At 60.3% G+C, this 24,199-nt stretch carries 21 protein-coding genes; 10 read left to right on the top strand and 11 right to left on the bottom strand.

The window, feature by feature from the left end:
- Positions 1-492: 492 nt before the first annotated feature.
- The 3 genes from ACSOSP_RS08695 to ACSOSP_RS08685 form a co-directional block, all read right to left on the bottom strand.
- Positions 493-1,812 (bottom strand): MFS transporter, encoded by a 1,320-nt coding sequence (locus ACSOSP_RS08695; RefSeq protein ID WP_455310626.1) that lies wholly within the window; start codon positions 1,810-1,812, stop codon positions 493-495.
- Between the two features lie 156 nt (positions 1,813-1,968).
- Positions 1,969-2,727, bottom strand: coding sequence for an SDR family oxidoreductase (locus ACSOSP_RS08690; protein WP_455310625.1), 759 nt, complete (start codon positions 2,725-2,727; stop codon positions 1,969-1,971).
- Positions 2,728-2,739: 12 nt separating this feature from the next.
- Positions 2,740-4,179, bottom strand: coding sequence for an aldehyde dehydrogenase family protein (locus ACSOSP_RS08685; RefSeq protein ID WP_455310624.1), 1,440 nt, complete (start codon positions 4,177-4,179; stop codon positions 2,740-2,742).
- 343 nt (positions 4,180-4,522) lie between these two features.
- Between ACSOSP_RS08685 and ppa the strand changes: the two genes are divergently transcribed.
- The gene (gene ppa, locus ACSOSP_RS08680; protein ID WP_455310623.1) at positions 4,523-5,050 is read left to right on the top strand and encodes an inorganic diphosphatase; all 528 of its coding nucleotides are present in this window, start codon (positions 4,523-4,525) and stop codon (positions 5,048-5,050) included.
- Between the two features lie 143 nt (positions 5,051-5,193).
- Here the strand turns inward: ppa and ACSOSP_RS08675 are convergent, their stop codons facing one another.
- Positions 5,194-5,541 (bottom strand): GIY-YIG nuclease family protein, encoded by a 348-nt coding sequence (locus tag ACSOSP_RS08675; RefSeq protein ID WP_455310622.1) that lies wholly within the window; start codon positions 5,539-5,541, stop codon positions 5,194-5,196.
- 190 nt (positions 5,542-5,731) lie between these two features.
- Between ACSOSP_RS08675 and ACSOSP_RS08670 the strand changes: the two genes are divergently transcribed.
- The 5 genes from ACSOSP_RS08670 (at position 5,732) to ACSOSP_RS08650 (ending at position 13,239) form a co-directional block, all read left to right on the top strand.
- Positions 5,732-6,871 carry a GNAT family N-acetyltransferase gene (locus ACSOSP_RS08670; protein WP_455310621.1) on the top strand — a complete coding sequence of 380 codons (1,140 nt, stop codon included), beginning with the start codon at positions 5,732-5,734 and terminating at the stop codon, positions 6,869-6,871.
- Positions 6,872-7,070: 199 nt separating this feature from the next.
- On the top strand, positions 7,071-9,122 hold the full coding sequence (locus ACSOSP_RS08665) for an NAD(+) synthase (RefSeq protein ID WP_455310898.1): 2,052 nt from the start codon (positions 7,071-7,073) through the stop codon (positions 9,120-9,122).
- Positions 9,123-9,285: 163 nt separating this feature from the next.
- The gene (locus tag ACSOSP_RS08660) at positions 9,286-9,624 is read left to right on the top strand and encodes a P-II family nitrogen regulator (protein ID WP_031361078.1); all 339 of its coding nucleotides are present in this window, start codon (positions 9,286-9,288) and stop codon (positions 9,622-9,624) included.
- 204 nt (positions 9,625-9,828) lie between these two features.
- Positions 9,829-11,589, top strand: coding sequence for a cation:proton antiporter (locus tag ACSOSP_RS08655; RefSeq protein WP_455310620.1), 1,761 nt, complete (start codon positions 9,829-9,831; stop codon positions 11,587-11,589).
- A 120-nt stretch (positions 11,590-11,709) separates the two neighbouring features.
- A complete protein-coding gene (locus ACSOSP_RS08650; RefSeq protein ID WP_455310619.1) occupies positions 11,710-13,239 on the top strand; it encodes a gamma-glutamyl-gamma-aminobutyrate hydrolase family protein in 1,530 nt (509 codons plus the stop codon).
- A 140-nt stretch (positions 13,240-13,379) separates the two neighbouring features.
- Here ACSOSP_RS08650 and ACSOSP_RS08645 read toward each other — a convergent pair whose 3' ends face one another.
- The 3 genes from ACSOSP_RS08645 to ACSOSP_RS08635 form a co-directional block, all read right to left on the bottom strand.
- Positions 13,380-14,084 (bottom strand): DUF2968 domain-containing protein, encoded by a 705-nt coding sequence (locus tag ACSOSP_RS08645; RefSeq protein ID WP_455310618.1) that lies wholly within the window; start codon positions 14,082-14,084, stop codon positions 13,380-13,382.
- 111 nt (positions 14,085-14,195) lie between these two features.
- Positions 14,196-15,500 carry a hypothetical protein gene (locus ACSOSP_RS08640; protein WP_455310617.1) on the bottom strand — a complete coding sequence of 435 codons (1,305 nt, stop codon included), beginning with the start codon at positions 15,498-15,500 and terminating at the stop codon, positions 14,196-14,198.
- Between the two features lie 357 nt (positions 15,501-15,857).
- Positions 15,858-16,400 carry an N-acetyltransferase family protein gene (locus tag ACSOSP_RS08635; protein ID WP_455310616.1) on the bottom strand — a complete coding sequence of 181 codons (543 nt, stop codon included), beginning with the start codon at positions 16,398-16,400 and terminating at the stop codon, positions 15,858-15,860.
- A 311-nt stretch (positions 16,401-16,711) separates the two neighbouring features.
- Between ACSOSP_RS08635 and tcuC the strand changes: the two genes are divergently transcribed.
- A complete protein-coding gene (tcuC, locus tag ACSOSP_RS08630) occupies positions 16,712-18,010 on the top strand; it encodes a tricarballylate/proton symporter TcuC (protein ID WP_455310615.1) in 1,299 nt (432 codons plus the stop codon).
- An 81-nt stretch (positions 18,011-18,091) separates the two neighbouring features.
- Here tcuC and ACSOSP_RS08625 read toward each other — a convergent pair whose 3' ends face one another.
- Positions 18,092-19,963 carry a tetratricopeptide repeat protein gene (locus tag ACSOSP_RS08625; protein ID WP_455310613.1) on the bottom strand — a complete coding sequence of 624 codons (1,872 nt, stop codon included), beginning with the start codon at positions 19,961-19,963 and terminating at the stop codon, positions 18,092-18,094.
- Positions 19,964-20,090: 127 nt separating this feature from the next.
- Between ACSOSP_RS08625 and ACSOSP_RS08620 the strand changes: the two genes are divergently transcribed.
- From ACSOSP_RS08620 to ACSOSP_RS08610, 3 genes are all read left to right on the top strand, one after another.
- Positions 20,091-20,420 (top strand): ArsR/SmtB family transcription factor, encoded by a 330-nt coding sequence (locus ACSOSP_RS08620; protein WP_455310612.1) that lies wholly within the window; start codon positions 20,091-20,093, stop codon positions 20,418-20,420.
- Entirely contained in the window at positions 20,420-21,454 is a 1,035-nt protein-coding gene (locus ACSOSP_RS08615) for a cation diffusion facilitator family transporter (RefSeq protein WP_455310611.1), read from the top strand. Before ACSOSP_RS08620 ends, ACSOSP_RS08615 begins: the two co-directional genes overlap by 1 nt.
- 66 nt (positions 21,455-21,520) lie before the next feature.
- A complete protein-coding gene (locus ACSOSP_RS08610) occupies positions 21,521-23,239 on the top strand; it encodes an FAD-dependent monooxygenase (RefSeq protein WP_455310610.1) in 1,719 nt (572 codons plus the stop codon).
- Between the two features lie 48 nt (positions 23,240-23,287).
- On the opposite strand, the gene ACSOSP_RS08605 is transcribed toward ACSOSP_RS08610, so the two are convergent.
- The 3 genes from ACSOSP_RS08605 to ACSOSP_RS08595 all read right to left on the bottom strand — a co-directional run bounded on the left by ACSOSP_RS08605 (position 23,288) and on the right by ACSOSP_RS08595 (position 24,198).
- Positions 23,288-23,575, bottom strand: a complete 288-nt coding sequence (locus tag ACSOSP_RS08605; RefSeq protein ID WP_455310609.1) for a type II toxin-antitoxin system RelE/ParE family toxin — start codon at positions 23,573-23,575, stop codon at positions 23,288-23,290.
- A complete protein-coding gene (locus tag ACSOSP_RS08600) occupies positions 23,565-23,837 on the bottom strand; it encodes a CopG family ribbon-helix-helix protein (protein WP_455310608.1) in 273 nt (90 codons plus the stop codon). The genes ACSOSP_RS08605 and ACSOSP_RS08600 overlap by 11 nt, the downstream gene beginning before the upstream one ends.
- A gap of 115 nt (positions 23,838-23,952) precedes the next feature.
- Entirely contained in the window at positions 23,953-24,198 is a 246-nt protein-coding gene (locus ACSOSP_RS08595; protein ID WP_455310606.1) for a formate dehydrogenase subunit delta, read from the bottom strand.
- Position 24,199: the final 1 nt, after the last annotated feature.

The following is a 24,199-nucleotide window of genomic DNA, read 5'->3' as shown; positions in this document are numbered from 1 at the left end:
AGTGGATCGGCCTTTCCAGTGATCGTCGATCCGTCGGAACCTAACGCCACCGGGACAAGAAAGGTATCCGGTGCGGGGAATTCTGATTGGGCGCCGATCGTACTAGGCGCCAGGCTTGCTGTGTCCAAATCTACATCGACATGACGAGAAGTCTCGTTGCCGCCTCCCGCACCGATCGCGACCGATGCGCTATCAAACCTGTCGGTTAAAGGCAGTGATTGACCATCAGCGAATTCGCCAAAGCCCGTTCGGATGGTCGACGAGGAAAAGGTGCTCTTTACGTGTGACATGGCAGTCCCGCTCTCTCAAAGTTCTAGCCGGGCGACGCCACGAATTTTTCGCGATGAACCGCCCGATAAGTTGTGCACGTTCCGATCGAAAACGTGCATCAACCTACGGACGATTCTGAATAATGAAATTGAAAGGTGATACAAGAAAACTCCTATTTATCCAAGGAGTCTTCCGTGTAGTTGACCTAGATGTGCAGTGATCCTACCGATTCACCATCCGTTTCGGCACGCTCAGCGCAAGCAACCCACCCAGCACCATGAACGCGGCGAGCATATACATGCCACTCGCGTTTGATGCCGTCACTTGCTTGAGCCACCCCACGAGATACGGACTCAAGAACCCGGCCAGATTCCCAAGCGAGTTGATCATCGCGATCCCTGCAGCAGCTCCGGTCCCGGCCAAAAACGCCGTAGGCAAACTCCAGAACAGAGGCAGGGTAGTGAGAATCCCCATCGTCGCCAACGTCAGCCCGAGCATGGCCATGGGCGTGTTCGTCGACCACACAACCGATACCACCAGCCCCAACGCCCCGACCGCCGCGGGAACGGCAATATGCCACCGCCGTTCGCCTCTTTTATCCGCGCTGCGGGCAACGAGCAACATGCCGATCACCGCCGCACCGAACGGAATAGCGGAGAGCAAGCCGATGTCCAGCGCATCCTTTACGCCCGTCGCCTTGATGATCGTAGGCAGCCAGAAGCTCACGCCATAAAGTCCCATCACGAACGAGAAGTACGTCAGGCTCATCAGCCAGACGCGGCCGTTCTTGAGCACTTCACGCACGGGCATGTCCACCTTCTCGACGTTGTCCTTAGCGATATTCCTTTCCAGCAACTCACGCTCCTCAACCGTGAGCCACTTGGCCTTGGCAATCCCGTCATCCATGAAGATGAACACGATGATCCCGACCACGATCGATGGAATACCTTCGAGCAGGAACAGCCATTGCCATGAATGCCAGCCGTTGACACCATCGAAGTTCTTCATGATCCAGCCCGATACCGGACCGCCGATCAATCCCGAGAGCGCGATCGCCGTCATGAACAATGTCGTCATCCGTCCGCGCCGCTCAGCCGGAAACCAGTACGTGAGATAGAGAATGATGCCGGGGAAGAATCCCGCTTCGGCCACGCCCAGGATGAAGCGCATTACATAGAACATGGTGGGCGTGGTGATGAACATCGTCAGCGCCGAAATAATGCCCCACGTGATCATGATCCGCGCAATCCAGATGCGCGCGCCGACCTTATGCAGGATGACGTTGCTGGGGATTTCGAAGATGAAATAACCGAAGAAAAAGATGCCTGCGCCGAAGCCATAGACGGCATCGCTCAAGCCGAGATCCGTCGACATCTGAAGCTTCGCGAAGCCCACGTTAACACGGTCCAGATAGGCCACCACATAACAAAGCAACAGCAACGGCGAGAGCCGCCACGCGACCTTCTTGTACGTAGCCGCTTCGAACGCGGAAGGCGGCGCGCCCGCGCCTGGTCGATGCAAATCACCCGCAGTACTGGCCATGTCGTCTCCTGACTATTTTTATCGATGGAAAATGTGCGGTTCGATTCTAGCCGCTCGCTATCAACCGTAACTGGCTGTTTTCGATGGGGAAAACACCGATCGAACGCATCCGGCGGCGAGCCAAGTTCGCTGCCGGATGCGTCTCTGGCAAGCACGTCAAACGCAGCGTCCGCCATCCACTTCCAGTGCGACGCCGGTGATGAACTCGGCGTCATCGGAGGCAAGATAGAGCGCCGCATTCGCAATATCCTGCGGCGTCGAAAGCCGTCCCAGCGGAATGGTCGCGAGGAACTTCTGACGGTTCGCGGGCGTGTCTTCCATGCCCATGAACTCCGACAGCAAACCCGTTTCGCCCATCACCGGGTTGATGCAGTTGACGCGAATCCTGTCCGGTCCAAGCTCGACGGCCAGCGCCTTGCTCGCGATGATCACCGCCGCCTTGCTGCCGTTGTACCAGATCAAACCTGGCCGCGGCCGCACGCCTGCCGTCGATGCAATGTTGATGAACGCACCGCCGCCGACCTTGCGAAAGTAGGGCACGAATTGCGCCACGCTGAAATAGATGCTCTTCACGTTCACCGCATAAACGCGATCGAATTCCGCTTCGGTGATCTCCATCACCGGCTTGTTTCGATGCGTCGTGCCCGCGTTGTTCACCACGACCTGAACGCTGCCAAAGTCTTCGATGGTGGCATCGAAGAGCGTTTGCCAGTCGGCTTGCTTCGTCACGTCGCCGGGAACCGCGATCGCCTTGCCGCCGCTCACCGCAATCTCGCTGGCCACGCGCTCGGCTGCCGCGCCGTTGAGATCGTTCACCACGACGTTCGCGCCTTCGCGAGCGAATGTCTTCGCGATGCCTTCCCCGAATCCCGATCCGCCGCCCGTCACTATCGCCGTCTTGCCTTGCAGTCTCATGTCGTCTCCTCTTTAGCCATGCTTGATGGCAATGGTTTTCAGCACCGTGAATCCATACAGCGCTTCGAAGCCCTTTTCGCGGCCGTGGCCCGAATGTTTGACGCCGCCGAATGGCAGTTCAACGCCGCCGCCTGCACCGTAGTTGTTGATGAACACTTGCCCCGAGCGCACCTTGCGGGCAATGCGCATCTGCCGGCTGCCATCGCGTGTCCAGATGCCCGCGACCAGGCCGAAGTCCGTGCCGTTGGCAAGCTTCAGCGCGTCGGCTTCGTCATCGAACGGCATCGCGCAAAGGACCGGGCCGAACACTTCTTCGCGCGCCAGACGATGCGTCGGCGGGACATCGCGCAGGAGCGTCGGCGCCTGGTAAAAGCCTGATTCCGGCGCGTCGGCAATCACTTCACCGTGGGCGGCCATGGCGATGCCTTCGTGCTGGGCATCGGAGAGAAAATCCCACACACGTTGCTGCTGCTTCGCGCTGATCAGTGGACCGCAATCGAGATCGAGTTTGCTCGGGCCGACCTTCAACGCGCTGAACGCCTCCGACAATCGCTCAAGCAAAGGCTCATACGCTGAACGCTCGATCAGCACGCGGCTGCCGGCAGAACACGTTTGCCCTGCGTTCTGCACGATCGCCGAGACGAGCACGGGCAAGGCGGCGTCGAAGTCGGCATCGGCGAAAACGATCTGCGGCGACTTGCCGCCGAGTTCAAGCGTGACGGGAACGTGGTTATCGGCGGCCATCTTGACCACCGCCGCGCCCGTCGCCGGCGATCCGGTGAACGAGATGTGATCGATGCCCGGATGTCGCGCAAGCGCAGCACCCGCTTCGTAACCGTAGCCCGTGACAATGTTCAAGGCGCCTTCCGGCAAGCCCGCTTCGGCGGCGAGTTCGGCAATGCGCAGTATCGATAAACACGCGTCTTCCGCCGGCTTTACCACGCACGCGTTGCCGGCCGCGAGCGCCGCGCCGACACTGCGCCCGAAGATTTGCAGCGGATAATTCCAGGGCACGATATGCCCGGTCACGCCGTGTGGTTCGCGGATGGTGAGGACGGTGTAGCCGGATTGATAGGGCAGCGTTTCGCCGTGGAGCTTGTCGGCGGCGCCTGCGTAGAACTCGAAATACCGCGCGATGCTGGCCGCGTCCGCGTGAGCCTGCTTCAGGGGTTTGCCGGTGTCGCGTGCTTCTAGACGCGCCAGTTCGTCCTGATGGGCGGCGATGATCATCGAAAGCCTGTAAAGCACGCGTCCGCGATCCGCGGCGCTTGCGTGGCCCCACGGGCCTTCGTACGCGCGGCGCGCAGCCTGGACGGCGCGGTCGATATCGGCCGAGTTGCCGCGTCCAAGTTGCGCGAAGACCTGGCCGTCGGACGGATCGATGACGGGAATGGTCTCGTGGCTTGCCGCCGCCACCCACTGGTTGCCGATGAAATGCTTTGCCTCTTCCATGCCTGACTCCTGTCTCCGTGGCGGTTGTCGGGGAAATGCACCATCGCGTCAGTTCGTTGCGCGGTGCTTCATTCGCGGTTGCGACAACCTATTTTGCGCCGTTCCACTGGCTCGCAGCATCGCCGGAGTGCACGCCTCGATTGGCTATAATGACTTAATTGCGCTGTTTCATGGGCACGCTGACGCCTTGAAGCAGCGCTGCAGTCAGGACATCCGCGCTTCACGTATATTGCCGCAATGGAATTGTCGCAATGAGATTGTCGCAGTGCAGCAAAGCGTGACGTTGGCGCGCAGCGGATCCGTTTATTTCCGACACCGAATTTCCACTTTGAAGAGAGTCCACATGAGCTTTAACAACGTACCCGCAGGCAAGGATCTTCCGCAGGATTTCAATGTGATCATCGAGATCCCGGCGCAAAGCGATCCGGTGAAGTACGAAGCGGACAAGGACATGGGCCTGCTCGTGGTCGACCGCTTCATTGGGACGGGCATGCGCTACCCCGCGAACTACGGCTTCATTCCGCAGACGCTTTCGGGCGATGGCGATCCGGTGGACGTGCTGGTGATCACGCCGTTCCCGCTGCTGGCCGGCTCAGTGGTTCGGGCGCGCGCATTGGGCATGTTGCAGATGACCGACGAATCGGGTGTCGACGCAAAGCTGGTCGCAGTCGCTCACGACAAGATCTGCCCGATGACGGCGCACATGAAGACTGTGGACGACGTGCCCGAGTATCTGAAGGACCAGATCAAGCATTTCTTCGAACAGTACAAGTCACTGGAGAAGGGCAAGTGGGTGAAGGTAGAAGGCTGGCAGGGCGTCGACGCCGCCCACAAGGAAATCACGGAAGGCGTGGCTAACTTCAAGAAGTAAGCTGGCCTGAATCGTTGGAAAGCCGCCCGGTTTTGCCTCGAAGGCGAAGCTGGGCGGTTTTTTATGGGCGCCGTCCGTGAGTCAGCGATTTCAAATGCCGCTCCGTTTTAGCGCAACGTGGAATACCGCGCAAACCGGATCGATTATCGAGCGTCAACGTCAGTGCGTTCGTCGGCTTCGTTTGGGTTGGTAATCGCGCTGTCATCGGCTTCAATGTCCACCGGCGGCATGACTGCCGCCAATTCCAGATCTCCCCGGACCAACGCCCATTTCCGCGCCACCGTCAGCCGCTTCACCCAATATTCCGCCCGCGACGCTTCTGCCCGACCACTCAGCTCAAACGAAGCCCGCACGGCCACGGGCTTGCGAGACCGCGTATATCTCGCGCCTTCCCCACTCACGTGCTTCTCAAACCGCGCTTCGACATCGGTAGCAATCCCGGTATAGAGACTTCCGTCGGCGCATTCGAGGAGATACAGGAACCAGGGCATGAGAAAGCTTGGCGAAAAAGGCGAAAGCCGCAATGCCGCGCATTATCGCTCAAGGCCGGCCACCAGCCCCGCTCGAACAAAATCCTGCGACTTCGGCGAGAATAACTGTTCCGCGCTGCACCAAGCGCCCGGCATTCGGCCTGAACAAGCCCGAACAAGCTCCAAACAAGCCCGAAGCGAGGTAAGCCTGTTGAACCGCAAGGTCGAAATACATGTGGTCGATTCGCTCGATTCCGTGACCCCGGACGAATGGAACCGCCTCGCCGGCGACAACCCGTTCGTTCGCCACGAATTCCTCTCGGCGCTGCAGGACACAGGCTGCGCGGTCGCCCGCACCGGCTGGCGCCCGCATTTCCTGCTGCTCAAACGCGACGGCAAGTTGACCGGCGCCATGCCGCTCTACCTCAAGAAACACTCTCGCGGCGAATACGTCTTCGATCACGCGTGGGCTGACGCCTTCGAGCGAAATGGCCTTAGGTACTATCCGAAGGGACTATCGGCGGTGCCGTTTTCGCCGGTGACCGGGCCGCGCCTGATCGCCGACACGCACGAAGAGCGCGTCATGCTCGCGCGCGGGGCGATCGAATTGACCAAGCAGTTGGAGTTGTCATCGCTCCACGTGCTGTTTCCGCAAGAGCAGGATCTCGAAGCGCTCACCGAAGCCGGCTACATGCTGCGCGAAGGCGTGCAGTTTCATTGGGAAAATGCCCCCGGCGGCTACGACAGCTTCGATGCATTCCTCGCGACCATGAGCCACGACAAGCGCAAGAAGGTGAAGCAGGACCGTCGACGCGTAGTCGATGCCGGCGTCACCTACACGTGGCTGCGTGGCGCGCAAATAGACGAGGCCGCGCTCGATTTTTTCTACGCCTGTTATGAAAACACCTACCGCGAGCACTGGAATCCGCCGTATCTGTCGCGCGAATTCTTCGATCAGATCCACGCGGCCGCACCCGAGAGCATCCTGCTCGTGATTGCCGAAGCGGACGGCCAGCGGCTCGCGTGCGCGCTGAACATGATCGGCGGCGACGTGATGTTCGGCCGCTACTGGGGCACGAAGGAATTCATCTCGGGACTGCACTTCGAAACCTGCTACATGCAGGGAATCCAGTATTGCATCGAGCGCGGGCTGGCTCGTTTCGAAGGCGGTGCACAGGGCGTTCACAAGATGTCGCGTGGCATGTTGCCTACGCCGACATGGTCCGCGCACTGGGTCGCGGATCCTCGGTTCGCGCACGCGATCAGTGAATTCCTCGATGAAGAGACGGCGGCGATGGACCAGCATATCCAGGAGCTGGAAGCGCATACGCCCTTCAGGAAGAAGGCATAGGACCGGACGTCCGATACGCTCGAAACCTGACCGGATGGCTAACGCTTGATCCAATACCCGCCCGGAAACTGCAACTCGACTTATCATCATGTCGAAATGCTTTCGCTTTCACAGCAGCGGTCACTCTTCACCCGCCCTTAACCCGTTATGCGCCGGAACAGGATCCCCGAATGCGGGGCATCGTATGGACAAGCTCAAGATGAAAAACCGATTCTTCAATCTCTACAGCCACGATTTCGCTCGCGTGGCGGTAGGCGTGCCCCGTTGCCGCGTTGCCGATCCGGCGTTCAATGCCGCCGAAACCATCGACCTGGCGAAGCAGGCGGCGGCGAACGGTGCGGTGCTGGTCGCGTTTCCGGAGCTGGGACTACCGGCTTACACTTGCGATGACCTGTTCCACCAGCGGGCCTTGCTTGATGCCTGCGAAGAGGCGCTGGCGTCGGTCGTGGCGGCATCGAAGAGCCTCTCCATTGCAATGATCGTGGGCATGCCGCTGCGCGTCGACCATACGCTGTTCAATTGCGCCGTGGTGGTGGCGGGCGGCCAGGTTCAGGGCGTCGTGCCGAAGAGTTATCTTCCGAACTACGGCGAGTTCTACGAAGCGCGCCAGTTCAGCGCGGCTGAGAACGCGTCCACGGATCGCATCACGTTGCTGGGGACCGAAGTGCCGTTCGGATCGGCGCTGCTGTTTGAAATTTCCAACATGCCGCTGTTCCGCTTTCACGTGGAAATCTGCGAGGACGTCTGGGTGCCGGTGCCGCCTTCGTCATTCGCAGCGCTCGCGGGCGCAACTGTGCTGGTGAACCTGTCGGCATCGAACGTGGTGGTCGGCAAGTCGAATTATCGGCATCAACTGGTTGGGCAGCAGTCGGCCCGGTGCCTGTCCGCGTACCTGTACACATCGGCGGGAAGGGGGGAGTCGACGACCGACCTGGCCTGGGACGGACAGGCGGTGATCTACGAAAACGGCGAATTGCTCGCGGAATCCGAGCGCTTCCTGGACACCTCGCATCTTGTTTTCGCCGATATCGATCTGGAACGGCTCTCGCGCGAGCGCATGCACCAGACCACTTTTGGCCAGTCGGTGCGCCGCCATGCCGACGAAGTATCGAAGTTCGAAACGGTGCGCTTCAATCTCGATCTGCCGGTCAACCGCGCCTTACCGCTCGAGCGCGTTGTGGAGCGTTTCCCCTATGTTCCGTCGGATCCGAAGCGCCGCGACGAACGTTGCAACGAGGTCTACAACATCCAGGTGCAGGCGCTGGTGCAACGGCTCTCGGCGAGCAAGATATCGAAGGTCGTGATCGGTATTTCAGGCGGCCTGGACTCAACCCATGCGCTGCTGGTTTGCGCGAAGGCCATGGACCGGCTGAAGTTGCCGCGCACGAATATTCTTGGTGTGACCATGCCTGGTTTCGCGACCAGCGACCGAACGCTCCTGCAGGCACGCCAACTGATGGAGATTGTCGGTTGCTCGGCGAGCGAGATCGACATCCGGCCAAGCTGCGAGCAAATGCTGAAGGATCTCGGCCACCCGTATGCGTCGGGCAAGGAGCAATACGACATCACGTTCGAGAACGTGCAGGCCGGTGAGCGCACGAACCATCTGTTCCGGCTCGCGAACTTCAAGGGTGGAATCGTCATTGGTACCGGCGACCTGAGCGAACTCGCGCTTGGCTGGTGCACGTACGGCGTCGGCGATCACATGTCGCACTACAACGTGAACGCCAGCGTCCCCAAAACCCTGATTACGCATCTGGTCCGGTGGGTCGCGGAAACGGGGCAGATCGGCAACTCGGGTTCGGATGTCCTGATCAACATCCTGAATACCGATATCAGCCCGGAACTCGTTCCTGGTAAATCAGCCGGCAATCCGGAGCAAAAGACGGAGAGCGTCATCGGGCCGTACGAGCTGCAGGATTTCAACTTGTACTACACGTTGCGCTTTGGTTTTGCGCCAACGAAAGTGGCGTTCCTCGCTTACACCGCGTGGAACAACCGCGACGAGGGCGACTGGCCCGAAGGCGCACATGTCGCGCGAAATGAGTACGCGTTGCCGGCGATCAAGCACAACCTGGGCATTTTCCTCGACCGGTTTTTCCGGACCAGCCAGTTCAAGCGGTCTTGCGTACCGAATGCGCCGAAAGTCGGGTCAGGCGGTTCGTTGTCACCCCGCGGCGACTGGCGCGCGCCGAGCGATTCGGAATCGGTCGTCTGGATGAACGATTTGAAGAATATTCCGGTGGATTGAGGCGTTTGCACCATATCTGCGCGTAAATTCGCCGATATCAGCGTGATCCCGATGCTATGGCGCGAGATCTTTGCGGTTAACTGTAAAAACGCAGCTAGAATCAAACTATCGATTCTTAAATCCGTTTTCACGCTTATCCGCACAATCTTCCAAGAGGCGCGCCATGAAACGCATCACCGCAGTCATCAAACCGTTCAAGCTCGACGAAGTCCGTGAAGCGCTCGCCGGCGCCGGGCTCACTGGTCTGACAGTCACCGAAGTGAAGGGCTTCGGGCGGCAGAAGGGCCACACGGAACTATATCGCGGCGCGGAATACGTGGTCGACTTCCTGCCGAAGGTGAAGATCGAAGTGGTCGTGGCCGACTCACAGACGGATCAGGTCATCGACGCCATCATCGGCGCGGCGCGTACCGGCAAGATCGGCGACGGCAAGATCTTCGTGACCGATGTCGAGCGCGTTATCCGCATTCGCACGGGCGAAGAAGACGAAGCAGCGGTCTGAGTCTGTTTGTCTGAAGCCGGCCTGATATCGTTTCAGGCCGCCATGTGTTTCCACGCGGCCCCTCGACGCCGCGTGTCATTGCGTCATCGGACCTGTCTGGTGGCGTCTTTCGCTTTGCCCATCGTCTGACCATTTCCGTCACCAATGTAAAAAACCGTTGCGGTACTATCTGCATCCCTGTGTGCTATTTGTAAGGATTTGTGGATGCATCACGCGATCGGCTTTATTCAGGATCTGGCGGTAATCATGGCGATTGCGGGCGTCGTCACGGTGTTGTTTCACCGTCTGAAGCAGCCGGTCGTGCTGGGGTACATCGTGGCGGGGGTGATTATCGGGCCGTACACGCCGCCCTTCCAGCTTATCCACGACGAAGCCACCATCCAGACGCTCGGCGAGCTCGGGGTGGTATTCCTGATGTTTTCGCTCGGGCTCGAATTCAGCCTGAAGAAGCTGTTCAAGGTTGGCGCGACGGCGTTTGTCGCGGCGGCGTCAGAGATCGTGCTGATGATCTGGATCGGCTATGAAATCGGGCAGTGGTTCGGCTGGAACGCAATGGATTCGCTGTTCCTCGGCGCCATGCTCGCTATTTCGTCCACGACGATCATCGTCAAGGCGCTCTCCGAACTCGGCATGAAGGGCGAGCCGTTCGCGCAACTGATCTTCGGTATTTTGATCGTCGAGGACATTCTGGCCATCGCCATGCTCGTACTGCTCTCGGGCATTGCTCAGACGGGTTCCGTCTCGGCGGGCGTGGCGTTTGTCACGCTGGGCAAGCTGCTGCTGTTCATGACGGTGTCAATGGTGGTCGGCATCCTGATCGTGCCGCGTGCGCTCGATTATGTCGCCAAGGCCAAAAGCGACGAAATGCTGCTCGTCACTGTGCTCGGATTCTGTTTCGGCTTCTGTCTTCTGGTCGTGAAGCTCGACTACAGCATTGCGCTCGGCGCGTTCCTGATCGGCGCGATCATGGCGGAATCGCGCAACCTGAAGCGCATCGAACACCTGATCGCGCCGGTTCGCGACATGTTCTCCGCCATCTTCTTCGTGACCATCGGCCTGATGCTGAATCCGGCGGTACTTGTGGATTACTGGTGGCCGATCGCGGTCATCACGGTGGCGGTCGTGTTCGGCAAGATCGTGTCGTGCGGGCTCGGCACTTTTCTCGCGGGCAGGGACGGGCGCACGTCGATGCGCGTGGGCATGAGCGTGGCGCAGATCGGCGAGTTCTCGTTCATCATCGCGTCGCTGGGGTTGTCGCTGAAAGTGACCAGCAGCTTCCTGTATCCGATCGCCGTCGCGGTTTCGGCGCTGACCACGCTGTTCACGCCGTATCTGATCAAGGCCGCCGATCCGATCACGCGTCGCATCGCGCGCTCGATGCCCGTGCCCGTTGCGAACACTTTCGGCCTGTACTCGCAATGGCTCGCGAGCCTTTCGCCTGACACCGGCGGTCCGACGCTGTTCAGCATGACGCGGCGGATCGTGCTGCAGATTGCGGTGAATCTCGCGCTGGTGGCGGCCATCTTCCTCGCAGCGTCCTACGCGGCGCCGTTTGCCACTGAATATCTGTCGCGCTGGTTGCCTACCAACGACGCCCAGCGTGTCGCGCTGTGGAGCGTGGCGTTGCTGGTGTCCCTGCCGTTCCTGGTTGCCGTGTATCGCAAACTGGGCTCGCTCGCGCTGATGCTCGCCGAAGTGAGCGTGCAACCCGCAAAGGCCGGACGTTTCACGCGCGCGTTGCGATCGGCCATTTCCGGCCTGATCCCGATCCTCGCCATGTTCGGTGTTTTCCTGCTGGTGACGGTGCTCTCGGGCGGCATCCTGCCGCCGTTTGGCTTGATGATCGCGGTGCTTGTCTGCGCAGCGTTATTGCTCGCGGTATTGTGGCGGTGGTGCGTCAAAATCCACGCAACGATGCAGATCGCGCTGCGCGAAACACTCGAAGAGCCAAAAGATCATCCTTGAGCATGAAACCTTTGTTTTCCCCGATAATGTGAGCAATTGTTTGATGGTTTGCCGCCCCCGGACCAGAGGCGGATAATTAAACTCTGACCATTCTCACAGCGCCTCGCGCCTATAAACGGAATGAGCGAAAACAAGTCAAACGATTCAAATGAGTCGTCAGCGCCGGGAACGCCCGGCACTGGTTCTCCCGCGGCAGATTTCTCGGCGTCCATCCCAGGCAGTCAAACACCGGCCGTTGCGCCCTCGTCATCCACAAAGGTATCCAATGTCTCTGCTGCCGCTGCGCAGCCGGGCCCGAGCGCGACTGCCGCTGAACGGGCATCCACGGACGCACCTGCAAGCGCGTCGACGGTAGAACCTGTCGATACTGCCAAGGCGCAACGCGATGACGCGGCCGCAGCTCGTGCATCAGTGGCCAGGGCGACGGCGCAGCAGGAAACGGCGGCGCGTGCAGCAGCATCGTCTGCATCCGCTGCGAGCAAAACGCTTGATGCAAAGGCGAGCCTCGCCGCGCAAGTCCAGACCGCGACGGAAGCGCAAGCCAGTCTCGCTGCGGAAGTCGAAAACGCCACCGAGGCGCGAGCCGCTGAAGCCGAAGCGGAAGCCGAAACGAGAGCCGTGAGCGCAACAGAAAGCACGACAGAAAGCGCAACAGAAACTGTCACGTCGAAGCCCGTTTCCAGCTTGCCGCCGGAATTTTCGACCGCACCGGATTTCGGCACATTCCGTGCGCCGCCTATTCCACCCGATGCACCCGATATGAAGGCGCCGCCAGCATATCTGCGCCAGAGTGATTCGGCATGGTCGGTTTTCGGCCGGGTGATTAAGGCGCGTGCGCGTCAGATCTTCGACCGTGCAGGTCAGCGGATCACGCAGCGAACATTGAGAATTGGCGTGTCGGCGCGGATCTTTCATCCTGAACCGGGTGCCAAGGGACTGCGCGGCAAGACGCTGCAGTATCTCGAGGAATCGATCGCGCATTGGGTGATGTCGCGCGACGTGCTCGTCTTCATGATTCCGACGGTCGGCCATCAGGGCATGCTGCATCCGAGCAACATTCGCTTGCGCGACTACGCGAAACAGCTGGACGGCCTGCTGCTGCAAGGTGGCGCTGACGTATCGCCACAGTCCTATACGGAACCGGCCACGCGTCACGAATGGCCCGGCGACCGCGTGCGTGACATGTACGAGCTCGAGCTGTTGCATGAATTCATCGAGGCGGGCAAGCCCGTGCTGGGTGTATGCCGCGGTTGCCAGTTAATCAACGTCGCGTTCGGTGGGACGCTCTATCAGGACATTGCAACCGATGTCCCCACTGCCGGCGTGCATGTAAACGAGCAGTACGATCAGCATCGACACCCGATTCGTTTCCCCGATGGCTCCACGCTCGTCAACATGTTTCCGGGTCACCGTGAAGCGCTCGTCAACTCGATCCATCATCAGGCGGTGAGGACGATCGGCCGTGACCTGAACATCGAGGCTGTGTCGGCACACGACGGCATTATTGAAGCAGTGCGTTATCGGCGCGCGCCGTTCGTGATGGGCGTGCAATGGCATCCGGAGTTCCATCGAGCGGGCGGCGACGAGTTGCTCGATTGCACACCCTTACTCGATACCTTCCTGCGCGTGGCACGCGAAACGCGTTTCTAGGGTTTCGTCGTTTAAACGCCGCGTGATGAATCCCTAAGCGCGATGACGAAAGGCTAAAAGGCCGTTCCAACATGAAAGTTGGTACGGCCTTTTATTTACTACGTGCTCGCCTGGATCAAACGCCAGATCGAGCTTGAGTATTATTGAACGAGTCCTGCTTCGCTCTGATCCTGAAGTTGCTGAACCTGCCGTTGCAACATAAGCAACTTACGCTCGGCGGCGGACTTCTCGTTCAGTAGTGCCGCCGATTCCACCTGCATCTGTTGCTGCCGCTGCGAGACTTCGCTTTCCTGCGCGCGCGCAATTGAAAGATCGGCGCTCAGGCGCTGCGCCCGATCATTCGATACCGCAATGACACGCTCGAGCAATGCCTTTTGCGCCTGCAACTGCGTGCGTTTGATCTCGCCTTCGGCTAACGCATAGCTTTTGCGGGCGAACTGCGCGTAGGCCGTTTCGGCGCGCGCGTCGTCCTGCGATTTCACCACGCGCCAGAAATTCTTGTCCTGGAACAGCGCGACGTAATACACCATCTCTTGAGGATAGAAAAACAGCGCTGCGCCATAGTTGCCGTTATACGTGACACGCAACTCGGTCAGCTTGTGGGCCTGGACCATCTGCTTGAGCTCCGACACATTGCTCGGCGTCTGCGCGTTGGACGCAGCGTCGGAGCCGTCCTGAAAATCGTCCATGGAACCGATAGCGGAGGGTTGCCGGACGGGATCAGCAAGGCCGGTTGCCGATAGCAGGGTGCCGACGGGCTGATAAGCCATTGCGACGGATGAGCCGAGCGCGATCACGGCAACGAAGAGCGCGTTCAGAAGGGTGGAAGTGGTGAGGGACTTCATAGGTGGCTGATGGTGAGGCTTTGAGATTGAGTAAGTTTCGGCGACCGATTCACGACACATCGCGCCGCGCGTAGAAAACGCGTTGCACGATGTGGCCATGGGGGTTGCCGTTCACTTGGAGAATTGCGAGGGCGTGTCGGTGACGCGGCGTTGGCTCAAGTCGGAATTCCAGTTGGGTGCATCGCTGGCGCCGGAGCGGGGTGAAGGCAACGCCGCGGCTTCTCGGGGAGCTACTCGAACTGGCTGGCGGGGCGCGCCGCTGTTGTCATCGAGCACGGCGGAGTGCGCGAGCATGTTGTACATGTCGGTGACGCTAAGCGATGAGCTCGTCGGGTTGGCGCGTGCGTCAGCACGCGTAAGCGTACGGTGGCCCGGGGAAGCGAGCGGTGCTTCATGCCCGGTGCTGCGATAAACCGGCGCACCCAGATACTCATGACCATGCCGCCGATGCATCGCCTCGTACCGATGCGCATCGCGCCTGCTTTTCGCCTTGGCTTTCGAACCATGGCGTTCCACAGGTTGTGCAACTGTCCGCACTTTGGTTGCGCGTTCCGATATGGTATTGGGTGCGCTGGCGCGGCCATCGCCAGCCATGGTGCTCGTACTCGTGACCGTGCGCGTCGGCGGCTTGCTGTTGCCTTGGGCGCCACTGAGATCGACAGCCTTTTGCACCGCAGGCAAAGCGGCAATCGCCGCAGTTGCGGAGCGAGCCGCAGAAGCGCCAGCCGAAGCAACAGTCTTGACTGCCGTTGAAGCCACCTTCGAGGCGCCATTAGAAGCCGAAGCGCTAGTCGAAGGCGAGGCCGAAGCCGAAGCAACCACCGCCGTTGCGCTTGACGCATCGGATGCGTGAATGGTTTCAGAATCAGCGATCGGCTTGACAGTTGGCGTAGCGCTCAACACGACCGCAGGCTTTTGCGTTTCGGTATCCTGATGGCCGAATTTCGTACCGAACAATGCCCACGCGATAAACGCAGCGCATGCCAGCGCGATCGCGCCACCGGCAAGCTGCTTGTGATGATCGTTATTGGCCGCCGGCGCTTTCACATGCCGGTCGTCGGACGCAGTGAACGGCTCGAATGCGAAGGGCGCCGGCTCCGCGGCCTGCGGTGTTTCGCTGACGGGAATCGGGGCGACGCTCAAGCCCTGCTCGGCGTGGTTAAGTTCGTCGCTGCGTTTGAACTTGCCCCAGAGACTGGCCGGCGTGTACGGGAAACGATCGTTGCGAAGAGAAAGTGGGCTGATATATGCCGTGAGAAATCGAGCCGCGTAAAACGGAATTTCATATTCAGTCAAGGCCGGACGCGTACCGGTGAGCGTCCACTCTTCGCCATAAACGGCGTTCGGCATACTGGCAAGCGGGAACAGCGTCGGCAGAAGCAGATCGCCTTGTACAACGACCATAGGAGCATTCATCTTTTTCTCATTTCCGAAAGCGGGCGTCAGGACTGCTCAACGAACGAACAAGTGGGGCAGCCGTGTGGACGTCGCCCGGTTGTTGCCGCAAAGGTGTCGAATAATTCACCTTGCCCGGACCCGCCACAGAACAGCCCTCGATGATACCCAGCGCCAGCTTGGGCGTCGCTCAGAACCTTCTTAGTTCCTTGAATAAGGGGTGTTCGGAATGAAAAAAAATCGCTGATTCGACACGGACGCAACGGACGTTTCGGCGCACGACACCTGACTTCCCGGATACTTGCTTTTTAGTTGATGTGCAGGCGTTGAACGAGATTACATCGACCGATCTGCGAAGGCAAAAGAAACGCTGGGGCATCAGCCGATCGGCAGGACATAGCGCAGCGCGATGATATCAATGCCGCCCATTGTGTCGTCTTCGCGGCCAGCCAATTTCCATCCGCGAGACTCATAGAAACCGATAGCCGCAACGTTTGGCTCGAGCACAAACAGATGCAGGCTGGTTGCAGCTCGGTCGCGCGCCCAACGCGCTGCGAAACCAAGCATTGCAGTGCCCAGGCCGCTGCCTTTCGCGCCAGGAAGTGCGTGCAGATTGTCTACAAGTACGCTGCCGTTTTCATCCGGCGCGACGAGGCAAAGAAAGCCGATCGGCTGATCATCCTGCATAGCGATGACGACTTCGCCCGCACCGCCGGCCAGTTCTTCAAATCGCGTACTCCAGTGGGTTTCGCGTTCGGCCGACATTTCCCGATCGAGAAAATCGTCCGGCAGAATTCCGCGATAGGCCGACGCCCAACTTTGCGCATGCATGCGGGCGATGAGTGGCGCGTCGGCAGATGTCGCTGGCCGCAGGACGAAGGGCCATGACGGATCTGAATATGTAGGCTTATCGATAGACATAGCTAATGCGATTTTAAAGTGTTTTTACACGCACATGCTCGATGTTCCGGGTAGGCGAATTTCACTTTCCCGCTGTAACATTGGCGACGTGCACGGTTTTGAAGTGATTGTTTGGTTAACCGGCGGTTGTCCATCGCGCTTTCGCATCGTATTGAGCATTTTCCGCCGGCTTATTCACCGGTTTATTCACGGGCTTAAGCACGGCGAAGCTTACACAGGCATCCGATGGAGTGCTATCGGGTCGTCGTCAACATCCGGTGGGTCAGCCGCGCATCAGCAGTTGAATCCGGCCACTGTTTTTTGAGATAACCATGTCCAGCCCGTCACATGCAACGCCTGCGAACGAGTCGAAAGTGAAGTCGGTGTTCCGCGTTGTCAGCGGCAATTTCCTCGAAATGTACGACTTCATGGTCTACGGCTATTACGCGTCGGCCATCGCCAAGACCTACTTTCCGAGCGGTAACGAATTCGCGTCGCTGATGCTCGCGTTGTCCGTGTTCGGCGCGGGTTTCCTGATGCGTCCGATCGGCGCCATCGTGCTCGGCGCGTATATCGATCATCACGGACGACGCAAGGGCCTGATCCTCACGCTGACCATGATGGCGATCGGCACGTTGCTGGTTGCGGTGATTCCGGGGTACGCGACCATTGGCGTGCTGGCGCCGATCATCGTGTTGCTCGGGCGTTTGCTGCAGGGCTTCTCGGCCGGCGTGGAACTTGGCGGCGTGTCGGTGTATCTCTCGGAGATCGCGACCAAGGGCAACAAGGGCTTTTACTGCTCGTGGCAGTCGGGCAGCCAGCAAGTGGCCGTGGTGTTTGCCGCGCTGATCGGCGTGGGCATGAGCCGGATTTTGCCGCCCGACCAGATGACCGCGTGGGGATGGCGCGTGCCGTTCATCATTGGATGCCTGATCGTGCCGTTCCTGTTCATCATTCGCCGTTCGTTGCAGGAAACCGAAGAATTCCTCGCGCGCAAACATCGTCCGGAAATGCGCGAGATCATGAAGTCGATGATCTCCAACTGGGGCATAGTGCTCGCCGGCATGGGCATGGTCATCATGACCACGGTTTCGTTTTACATGATCACCGCCTACACGCCGACCTTCGGCAAGGAAGTGCTCAAGCTTTCGTCCATTGATGCGCTGGTGGTGACGGTGTTCATCGGCTTGTCGAATCTTGTGTGGCTGCCACTTTCCGGTGCGATTTCCGACCGCATCGGCCGTCGCCCGGTGCTGCTGTTCTTCACGATCCTGACCATCCTCACAGCGTATCCGGCCGTGCAGTGGCTGGTCGCCGATCCGTCGTTCCTGCGCTTGCTCGGCGTGGAGATGTGGCTCTCGTTTCTCTACGGCAGCTATAACGGCGCGATGGTCGTGGCGCTCACCGAAGTCATGCCGGTTGAAGTCCGCACGACAGGCTTTTCGCTGGCGTATAGCCTGGCGACGACTATCGGCGGGTTCACGCCTGCCATCTCCACGTACTTGATTCACACGACCGGCAACAAGGCGGCACCGGGCGCGTGGATGTCCGTAGCCGCGGTCTGCGGTTTGATCGCGACGCTGGTCCTGTATCGATCCACACAAGCGCGGAGTCAATACAAGACGGCGTGATATTTGCCGGCTTTGAAATCAAAAATCCCTCGCAAATGGCGAGGGATTTTTGTTTGTGTGTTCAACGCTTCTGAACCCGAACTACGGAGCGCTTATCTCGCTCGCAACCCGTCCGATGACATCGTCCCATGCGCCGGGTTTGGGTTGCCGGAACAAGCGTGCTTTCGGGTACCACGGAGTCGACGCGGTATCGATACCCCAGCGCCAGTCAGCCGCGAACGGCAGCATCAGCCATAACGGTTTTCCCAGCGCACCGGTCAGGTGAGCGACGGCGGTATCGACGGATACCACGCCGTCCAGCCGATCCACGATCGCAGCCGTATCCGCGAAATCTTCGAGCTTGCCTTCCAGCCGCTGGATAAAGCGCGCGCGCGGATGAACGTCCAGCAACGCGCGCTCTTCGTCGGTCAACGCGGGCTGCAAGACGATCCAGTCGATGCCTTCCAATCTGAACAACGGTTCGAGCATGCCAAGCGGCGCCGAGCGCGTTTCGCCCGGCTGAATGCGCCCGGACCATGCAATGCCCAGCTTGCGTTTCGACTGACCGCCTAGCGAGCCGCGCCACTTCTTCCGATAAGCCGCCGGCACCACGAGATACGGCGTGCGCGCGGGCACCTTGTCGGCGGTCGATACACCCAGCGCCAGGGGCAAGCTCAACAACGGCGAGAAAGCGTCTGCATCGGCGAGCGGGGTGGCATTAGCCGAACCGTTGGCCGTGGTGCTCTTCAGCAATACGCCCGCCGCGTGCGCCGCCGGCTCCAGCAACGCGACGAGTTCCGGCTGTACTTCAAGTACGACCTGTCCGACGAGCTTCGCCGCGAAGGGGGCGAAACGAACGAACTGCAGCGTATCGCCGAAACCTTGTTCCGCGCGAATCTGCAGCGTCCGGCGCGGCAGCGGCTCGCCGTTCCACCTTGGCACCGACGGCTGCGTAATACTGCCCGGCGTGCGCAGGCGCCATTCGTAGGCGGGCAGGCCGCGCGTGTAATCGCCGAGGGCGAGCAAGGTCAGCGCCCGGTTCAGATTCGCCGCGACAAGGCCGGGATCGAGCCGCAAGGCTTGATCGAAAGCACGCAGCGCGGGTTTGTGCGCACCGAGCGCCAGATGCGCATTGCCAAGACCCACCCACGCAACGCCGTACTTCGGATCGAGACCCACCGCGCGCTCGAATTGCGGCAACGCCGCCTCATGCGAGCCGATAGCCGCAAGCGCATGCCCCAAACCGAAGTGCGCCGGCGCGAATTGCGGCTGCATGCGCAGTACTTTCTGGAGCACCGGGACGGCCTGGTCCGGATGGCCGGTGGCGTCCAGCAGATTGCCCAGGTTGAAATGCGCTGCGACATAGTTCGGCTCGGCCGCCATCGCGGCGCGGAACTGCTCGATCGCGCCATGCGTGTCGCCGAGCGAATTGAGCGCCATGCCGAGATTGTTGTGCGCGCCCGCGTGGCCGGGACGGATCTGCAACGCGCGTCGAAATGCCTTCGCGCCTTCTTCGTAACGACGCATGCCGAGCAGCGCATTGCCGAAGTTGTTCCAGGTAGCCGCGTCCAGCGGTTGCAGACGCAGCGCTTTTTCGAAAGCATCGGCGGCGTCTTCGTGACGGCCCGCCGCGGCGTACGCATTGCCGAGGTTGTACTGCGCGAGCGAAAAACCGGGTTCCAGATGCAGCGCGTTGCGGAATCGCTCGATGGCGTCGTCAATCCGGCCCAGCGCTTTCAGCGCGTTGCCAAGGTTGAGCTGCAGACCGGCATCGGCGGGGCGCAGGTCCACCGCGCGACGCACCAGTTCGGCTGCTTCCGCGTGCTGGCCCTGTTGGTGGCGCAGCACGCCGAGCAGATGAAGTGCGTCGACGTGGGAGGGCTCTGCGGCAAGCGCGGCTTGATAGTCGCGTTCCGCTTCAGTAAGGCGGCCATCGCGATGCGCCGCGAAGCCACGCGCAAAAACTGTATCCATTGAGGAAAATCGAATGCAAACGCCTCATTTTTACACACGTTCGCCGCCGATCCCGAATTTTGCGTTGACGCACCCGGATTCATGTCTGTAACATGTGAACACTTGTTCATATGTTGACTGATCTATTTTGTCTTCCCCCTTTGTAGCAACCGATGAGCGCGTTGTTCCGCTCGCCGACCTGTTCCGCCTGCTGGGCGATCCCACGCGTCTGCGCATTGTGCTGACGTGCGTCGAGCGCCGCTGCGCGGTGGGGGCAATAGCGGAATCGCTGGGATTGTCGGCTTCGCTCGTCAGTCATCACCTGCGTTTGCTGCGGGCGGCGCGGATCGTGCGCGCCGAGCGTGAAGGCAAGCAGGTTTTCTATCTCGCCGCCGATAACCACATCAGCGCCATGTTGGCCGAGTTGCTCGAACACGTTGCCGAGCCGCAAGCCGACTTCCGACCGGATAACGAATAATGGAATCACAAGACAAACACCAGCATGCCGATGGCCATGCGCATGACCACGATCATGCTGACGATCATAAGCATGAACCGGGACACGCCCACAACCACGGCGCCGGCGGCCACCATCATCATCACGCGCCGCAAGCGGGGCAGGGCCGGACATTTGCGATCGCGGTCGCGCTGAACATGCTGATCGTGGTGGTGCAAGCGGTGTACGGTTTTATCGCCCATTCCACCGCGCTGCTTGCCGACGCCGGCCACAATCTCTCCGATGTCCTCGGCCTGCTGCTCGCCTGGGGCGCCGTCTGGCTCGGCACGCGCAAACCGTCGGAGCGCTACACGTTCGGACTGGGCAGTTCGTCGATACTCGCTTCGCTCGCCAACGCCGCGCTGCTGCTTTTCGCGTGCGGTGCGATCGTGCTCGAAGCCGTGCAGCGCCTGCTCAATCCGGCGCCTGTCGCGGGCCTCGACGTGTTTATCGTTGCAACGATCGGCATGGTCGTGAACGGTTTTTCGGCGTGGCTTTTCATGCGGGGCAGCAAGGGGGACCTGAACGTTCGCGGCGCTTTCCTGCACATGGCTGCCGACGCCGGCGTCTCCGCGGCGGTTGCCATCAGCGGCCTCGTGATCCTGTTCACCGGCGCGAGCTGGATCGATCCGGTGATGAGCATCATCGTGGTCGGCGTGATCGTGGTGGGCACGTGGAGCCTCGGCCGCGACGCGATGTGCCTGGCCATGGGCGCGGTGCCGCCGAACGTGGACAAGCAGGGTATCGAACGGTATCTGGCGGGTGTGCCGGGCGTCACCGACGTCCACGATCTCCACGTCTGGGCGCTGTCCACCACGGAAAACGCCATGACCGCGCATCTGGTGATGCCCGAAGGCCATCCCGGCGATGGTTTCGTGGACGGGATCGTGGCGACCTTGCGCCGCGATCACGCGATGAACCATGCCACGCTGCAGGTGGAACGGGGCACGACCGAGCATCACTGTTCGCTGCACGAACGTTCGCCGGCGGGACCTCAGGCTCATCACTCGCATTGAGCGAGCGGTCGTTCGCGCGAGGCGACCGGCGTACACTGGGTGCTGTGAAGTTTGAGGGAGAAGCGCATGCTCGCGCAGACGCCGAATCGACACAAAATCCTCGACGTACCGCCGGTCCTGATCGCCGGCGCCGGTCCCACGGGCCTCGCCGCCGCAATGAGTTTGTCGCGCGCCGGTATTCCGGTGCGTCTCATCGACAAAGCCCGCGAACCCTCGCCGTGGTCACGCGCCATCGGCATCCAGGCGCGTACGCTGGAACTCTTCGAGCAACATCGGCTGGTTGAACCGTTTCTCGAAGTCGGTCACCGGGCGCGCGTTGCGAACCTCTATTCGAACGGCCAGCGCCTGGCGCGGCTCGACTTCGATCCTTTGCAAACGCGGTATCCGTATCTGCTTTTTCTCGATCAATCCGTCACCGAACGCCTGATGACGGAGCACCTTGCGTCGTTCGGCGTGCGCATCGAGCGTGGCGCGGAATTGATGCGTTTCCGGCAGGGATCGGCGGGGCTGGAGGCGGCCGTGCAGCATTGGAACGGCGCTGAAGAATCGATCCACCCGTCCTACCTGATTGGAGCGGACGGCGCGCATAGCACGGTGCGCCACGGCCTGGACATTCAGTTCGCGGGCAAGACTTTCGAGCAGACTTTCCTGCTCGCCGACCTGCAAGCCGATACCGAATGGCCCGACGACGAATTTCATATCTTCGCGTCCGGCGAGGGAATCGCGACCTTGTTTCCGATGGGCGGCGGCCGCACGCGCCTGATCGCCGACAAGCGGGGGGCGTCGGATGCTGCACCCGACCACGGGATGGACAGTCCGGATAAAAACTCGGCGCCGACGCTCGACGAATGCCGGGGGATTATTGAACGGCGCATTCATCATCGAGTGACGGTGACTGGTCTTCAGTGGTCGTCGTGTTTTCATCTGAATAACCGCATGGCCGACCGGCTGCGTTCGGGTCGCGTTTTTCTCGCCGGCGATGCCGCGCATGTCCATAGTCCGGCCGGTGCCCAAGGCATGAACACGGGCATTCAGGAGTCGTTCAATCTTGGCTGGAAGATCGCGCGGATGCTGGCCGGGGTCGCGCCTGACCGTTTGCTCGATACGTACCACGACGAGCGTCATCCGATCGAGCGCGACGTGCTGCGGCAATCCAGCTTCATGACGCAAATGGCGGCCGCGGAGCATGGGCCGATGAAGCTGATTCGCGACCGCGTGATGCCGGCTTTATCGGCGATCGGCCCGTTGCGTGATGCCGCTCGGCGCACGGTCAGCGAGTTGTCGATTCAATACCGGCGCAGTCCGCTGACGCTGGATCGGTTGCTCGACGGCGGTCCGCGTGCGGGGGAGCGTGCGCCGGATGCGTGGGTGCATGTCATCGATGGCCCGCTTGGACGGGCGCCGGGCGTGGGCTGTCTGTTCGATCTCCACGATCCCGCGTGCTTCTCGTTGTTCTTGCTCGTGAACCTGTCGCCGGAGAATGACATTGCGATGGCGCCGGCGACGCTCACCGCAGCGCAAGCTATCCGTGATAAGGATCTGGATGAGCTGGCGGTATTGGTGGAGGAGGTGTTGCCGAATACCGTGCGCGTGTGGCGCATCACCGATAACGACAGCAACAACGCGAATTCCTTGACCGATGCGTACGGGCGCACGCGGCCATGTTTTTATCTTGTGCGTCCCGATGGGTATATTGCGGCGAGAGGACGAGCGCCAGCGGATACGCAGGCGCTGCTGCGTCATTGCGAGACGTGGTTCGGTTCGACGCAGCCGCGGGAGGAGTGAGGGGTTAAGCGATGGCCGCCCCCGACACCAACACAATAACTTCAGAAATCAGCGGTCTTCCCGCTGACTAAAAATACGCACCACATCTATTGCATTGCGTGGCAAGTCAAACTCAAAGCGGATCTCGTACCTGCTCACGAATGCCCTGCGGATGTCTGCTGGTGCGAACTGCGGTAGCGTCACGGCGAGACCGGGGTTGTTCGCGACGAAGTCAGCCCCGTCGATCAGTTCAATGGTGCTCTGTGCGGCTACGCTCGGGTTATTGAGCGCCATGAAATCGTGTAAGCGTTTCAAGTCGTCCAGCGCTTCCTGGGACCACGTGACGTTAATCGCCACGCTTTGATTTCGGCAACGGCAGAGGGTTATCAGTATTCAGGCTTTCGGCCCAAGCTTTTACCTCGGCGTGAGGAATGCCCGCGCCCGCGCGAAGGCTTGCCATGCCCTCGCGGGTTAAGCGATCCCGCGTGTCTTCGAGGTCAACAAATTGTTCAAGTGCTTTGCTGATTAGCCAACCGCGTGGCCTATCCAGCCGTTTCGCGAGCTCGTCTACACGCTCTGCCAACACGTCTTCCACATGCGCGGTCATTGTGCGAGGCATATTGCCTCCTTAATCAAGTTTAATCAGCACGATTGTAGCTGATTAAACTTGATTAAGGAGCGGCAAAAAAAATGGACCGCACGGGGAGGTCCATTCAGAAAAGCGCGGGCGCTGTTTATGCGGTTGTCCCCGCCGGCGTCAACACCACCCGATGTTTCGTCAGCGCTTCCAGCACGATAGGTTCGAGCTGCGAAGCAATGCCCGGATCGTCCAACCCGTTGAGCAGCGCAATTCGCATCCGGGGCGCCCAGAACTTGTGGATGTGATCGGCTACGCTATCCACCGCTTCCGCGCGATCCGGCATCGAATCGAAGAATTCACCGATCTGGTTCGCCATCACGATCAGGCTGTTCACATCCATG

Source organism: Caballeronia sp. KNU42, assembly GCF_053760385.1.
The sequence above is the reverse complement of the archived record's forward strand: the minus strand, read 5'-3'. Positions and strand labels throughout refer to the sequence as shown.

What these genes read in the sequence shown, in the direction of transcription:
- ACSOSP_RS08595 (WP_455310606.1), bottom strand. Translation starts at nt 24,198, where the DNA reads ATGGATGTGAACAGCCTGATCGTGATGGCGAACCAGATCGGTGAATTC.
- tcuC (WP_455310615.1), top strand. Translation starts at nt 16,712, where the DNA reads ATGTCCAGCCCGTCACATGCAACGCCTGCGAACGAGTCGAAAGTGAAG.
- ACSOSP_RS08650 (WP_455310619.1), top strand. Translation starts at nt 11,710, where the DNA reads ATGAGCGAAAACAAGTCAAACGATTCAAATGAGTCGTCAGCGCCGGGA.
- ACSOSP_RS08690 (WP_455310625.1), bottom strand. Translation starts at nt 2,727, where the DNA reads ATGAGACTGCAAGGCAAGACGGCGATAGTGACGGGCGGCGGATCGGGA.
- ACSOSP_RS08640 (WP_455310617.1), bottom strand. Translation starts at nt 15,500, where the DNA reads ATGAATGCTCCTATGGTCGTTGTACAAGGCGATCTGCTTCTGCCGACG.
- ACSOSP_RS08610 (WP_455310610.1), top strand. Translation starts at nt 21,521, where the DNA reads ATGCTCGCGCAGACGCCGAATCGACACAAAATCCTCGACGTACCGCCG.
- ACSOSP_RS08655 (WP_455310620.1), top strand. Translation starts at nt 9,829, where the DNA reads ATGCATCACGCGATCGGCTTTATTCAGGATCTGGCGGTAATCATGGCG.
- ACSOSP_RS08665 (WP_455310898.1), top strand. Translation starts at nt 7,071, where the DNA reads ATGAAAAACCGATTCTTCAATCTCTACAGCCACGATTTCGCTCGCGTG.
- ACSOSP_RS08625 (WP_455310613.1), bottom strand. Translation starts at nt 19,963, where the DNA reads ATGGATACAGTTTTTGCGCGTGGCTTCGCGGCGCATCGCGATGGCCGC.
- ppa (WP_455310623.1), top strand. Translation starts at nt 4,523, where the DNA reads ATGAGCTTTAACAACGTACCCGCAGGCAAGGATCTTCCGCAGGATTTC.
- ACSOSP_RS08635 (WP_455310616.1), bottom strand. Translation starts at nt 16,400, where the DNA reads ATGTCTATCGATAAGCCTACATATTCAGATCCGTCATGGCCCTTCGTC.
- ACSOSP_RS08695 (WP_455310626.1), bottom strand. Translation starts at nt 1,812, where the DNA reads ATGGCCAGTACTGCGGGTGATTTGCATCGACCAGGCGCGGGCGCGCCG.
- ACSOSP_RS08675 (WP_455310622.1), bottom strand. Translation starts at nt 5,541, where the DNA reads ATGCCCTGGTTCCTGTATCTCCTCGAATGCGCCGACGGAAGTCTCTAT.
- ACSOSP_RS08645 (WP_455310618.1), bottom strand. Translation starts at nt 14,084, where the DNA reads ATGAAGTCCCTCACCACTTCCACCCTTCTGAACGCGCTCTTCGTTGCC.
- ACSOSP_RS08685 (WP_455310624.1), bottom strand. Translation starts at nt 4,179, where the DNA reads ATGGAAGAGGCAAAGCATTTCATCGGCAACCAGTGGGTGGCGGCGGCA.
- ACSOSP_RS08660 (WP_031361078.1), top strand. Translation starts at nt 9,286, where the DNA reads ATGAAACGCATCACCGCAGTCATCAAACCGTTCAAGCTCGACGAAGTC.
- ACSOSP_RS08615 (WP_455310611.1), top strand. Translation starts at nt 20,420, where the DNA reads ATGGAATCACAAGACAAACACCAGCATGCCGATGGCCATGCGCATGAC.
- ACSOSP_RS08600 (WP_455310608.1), bottom strand. Translation starts at nt 23,837, where the DNA reads ATGCCTCGCACAATGACCGCGCATGTGGAAGACGTGTTGGCAGAGCGT.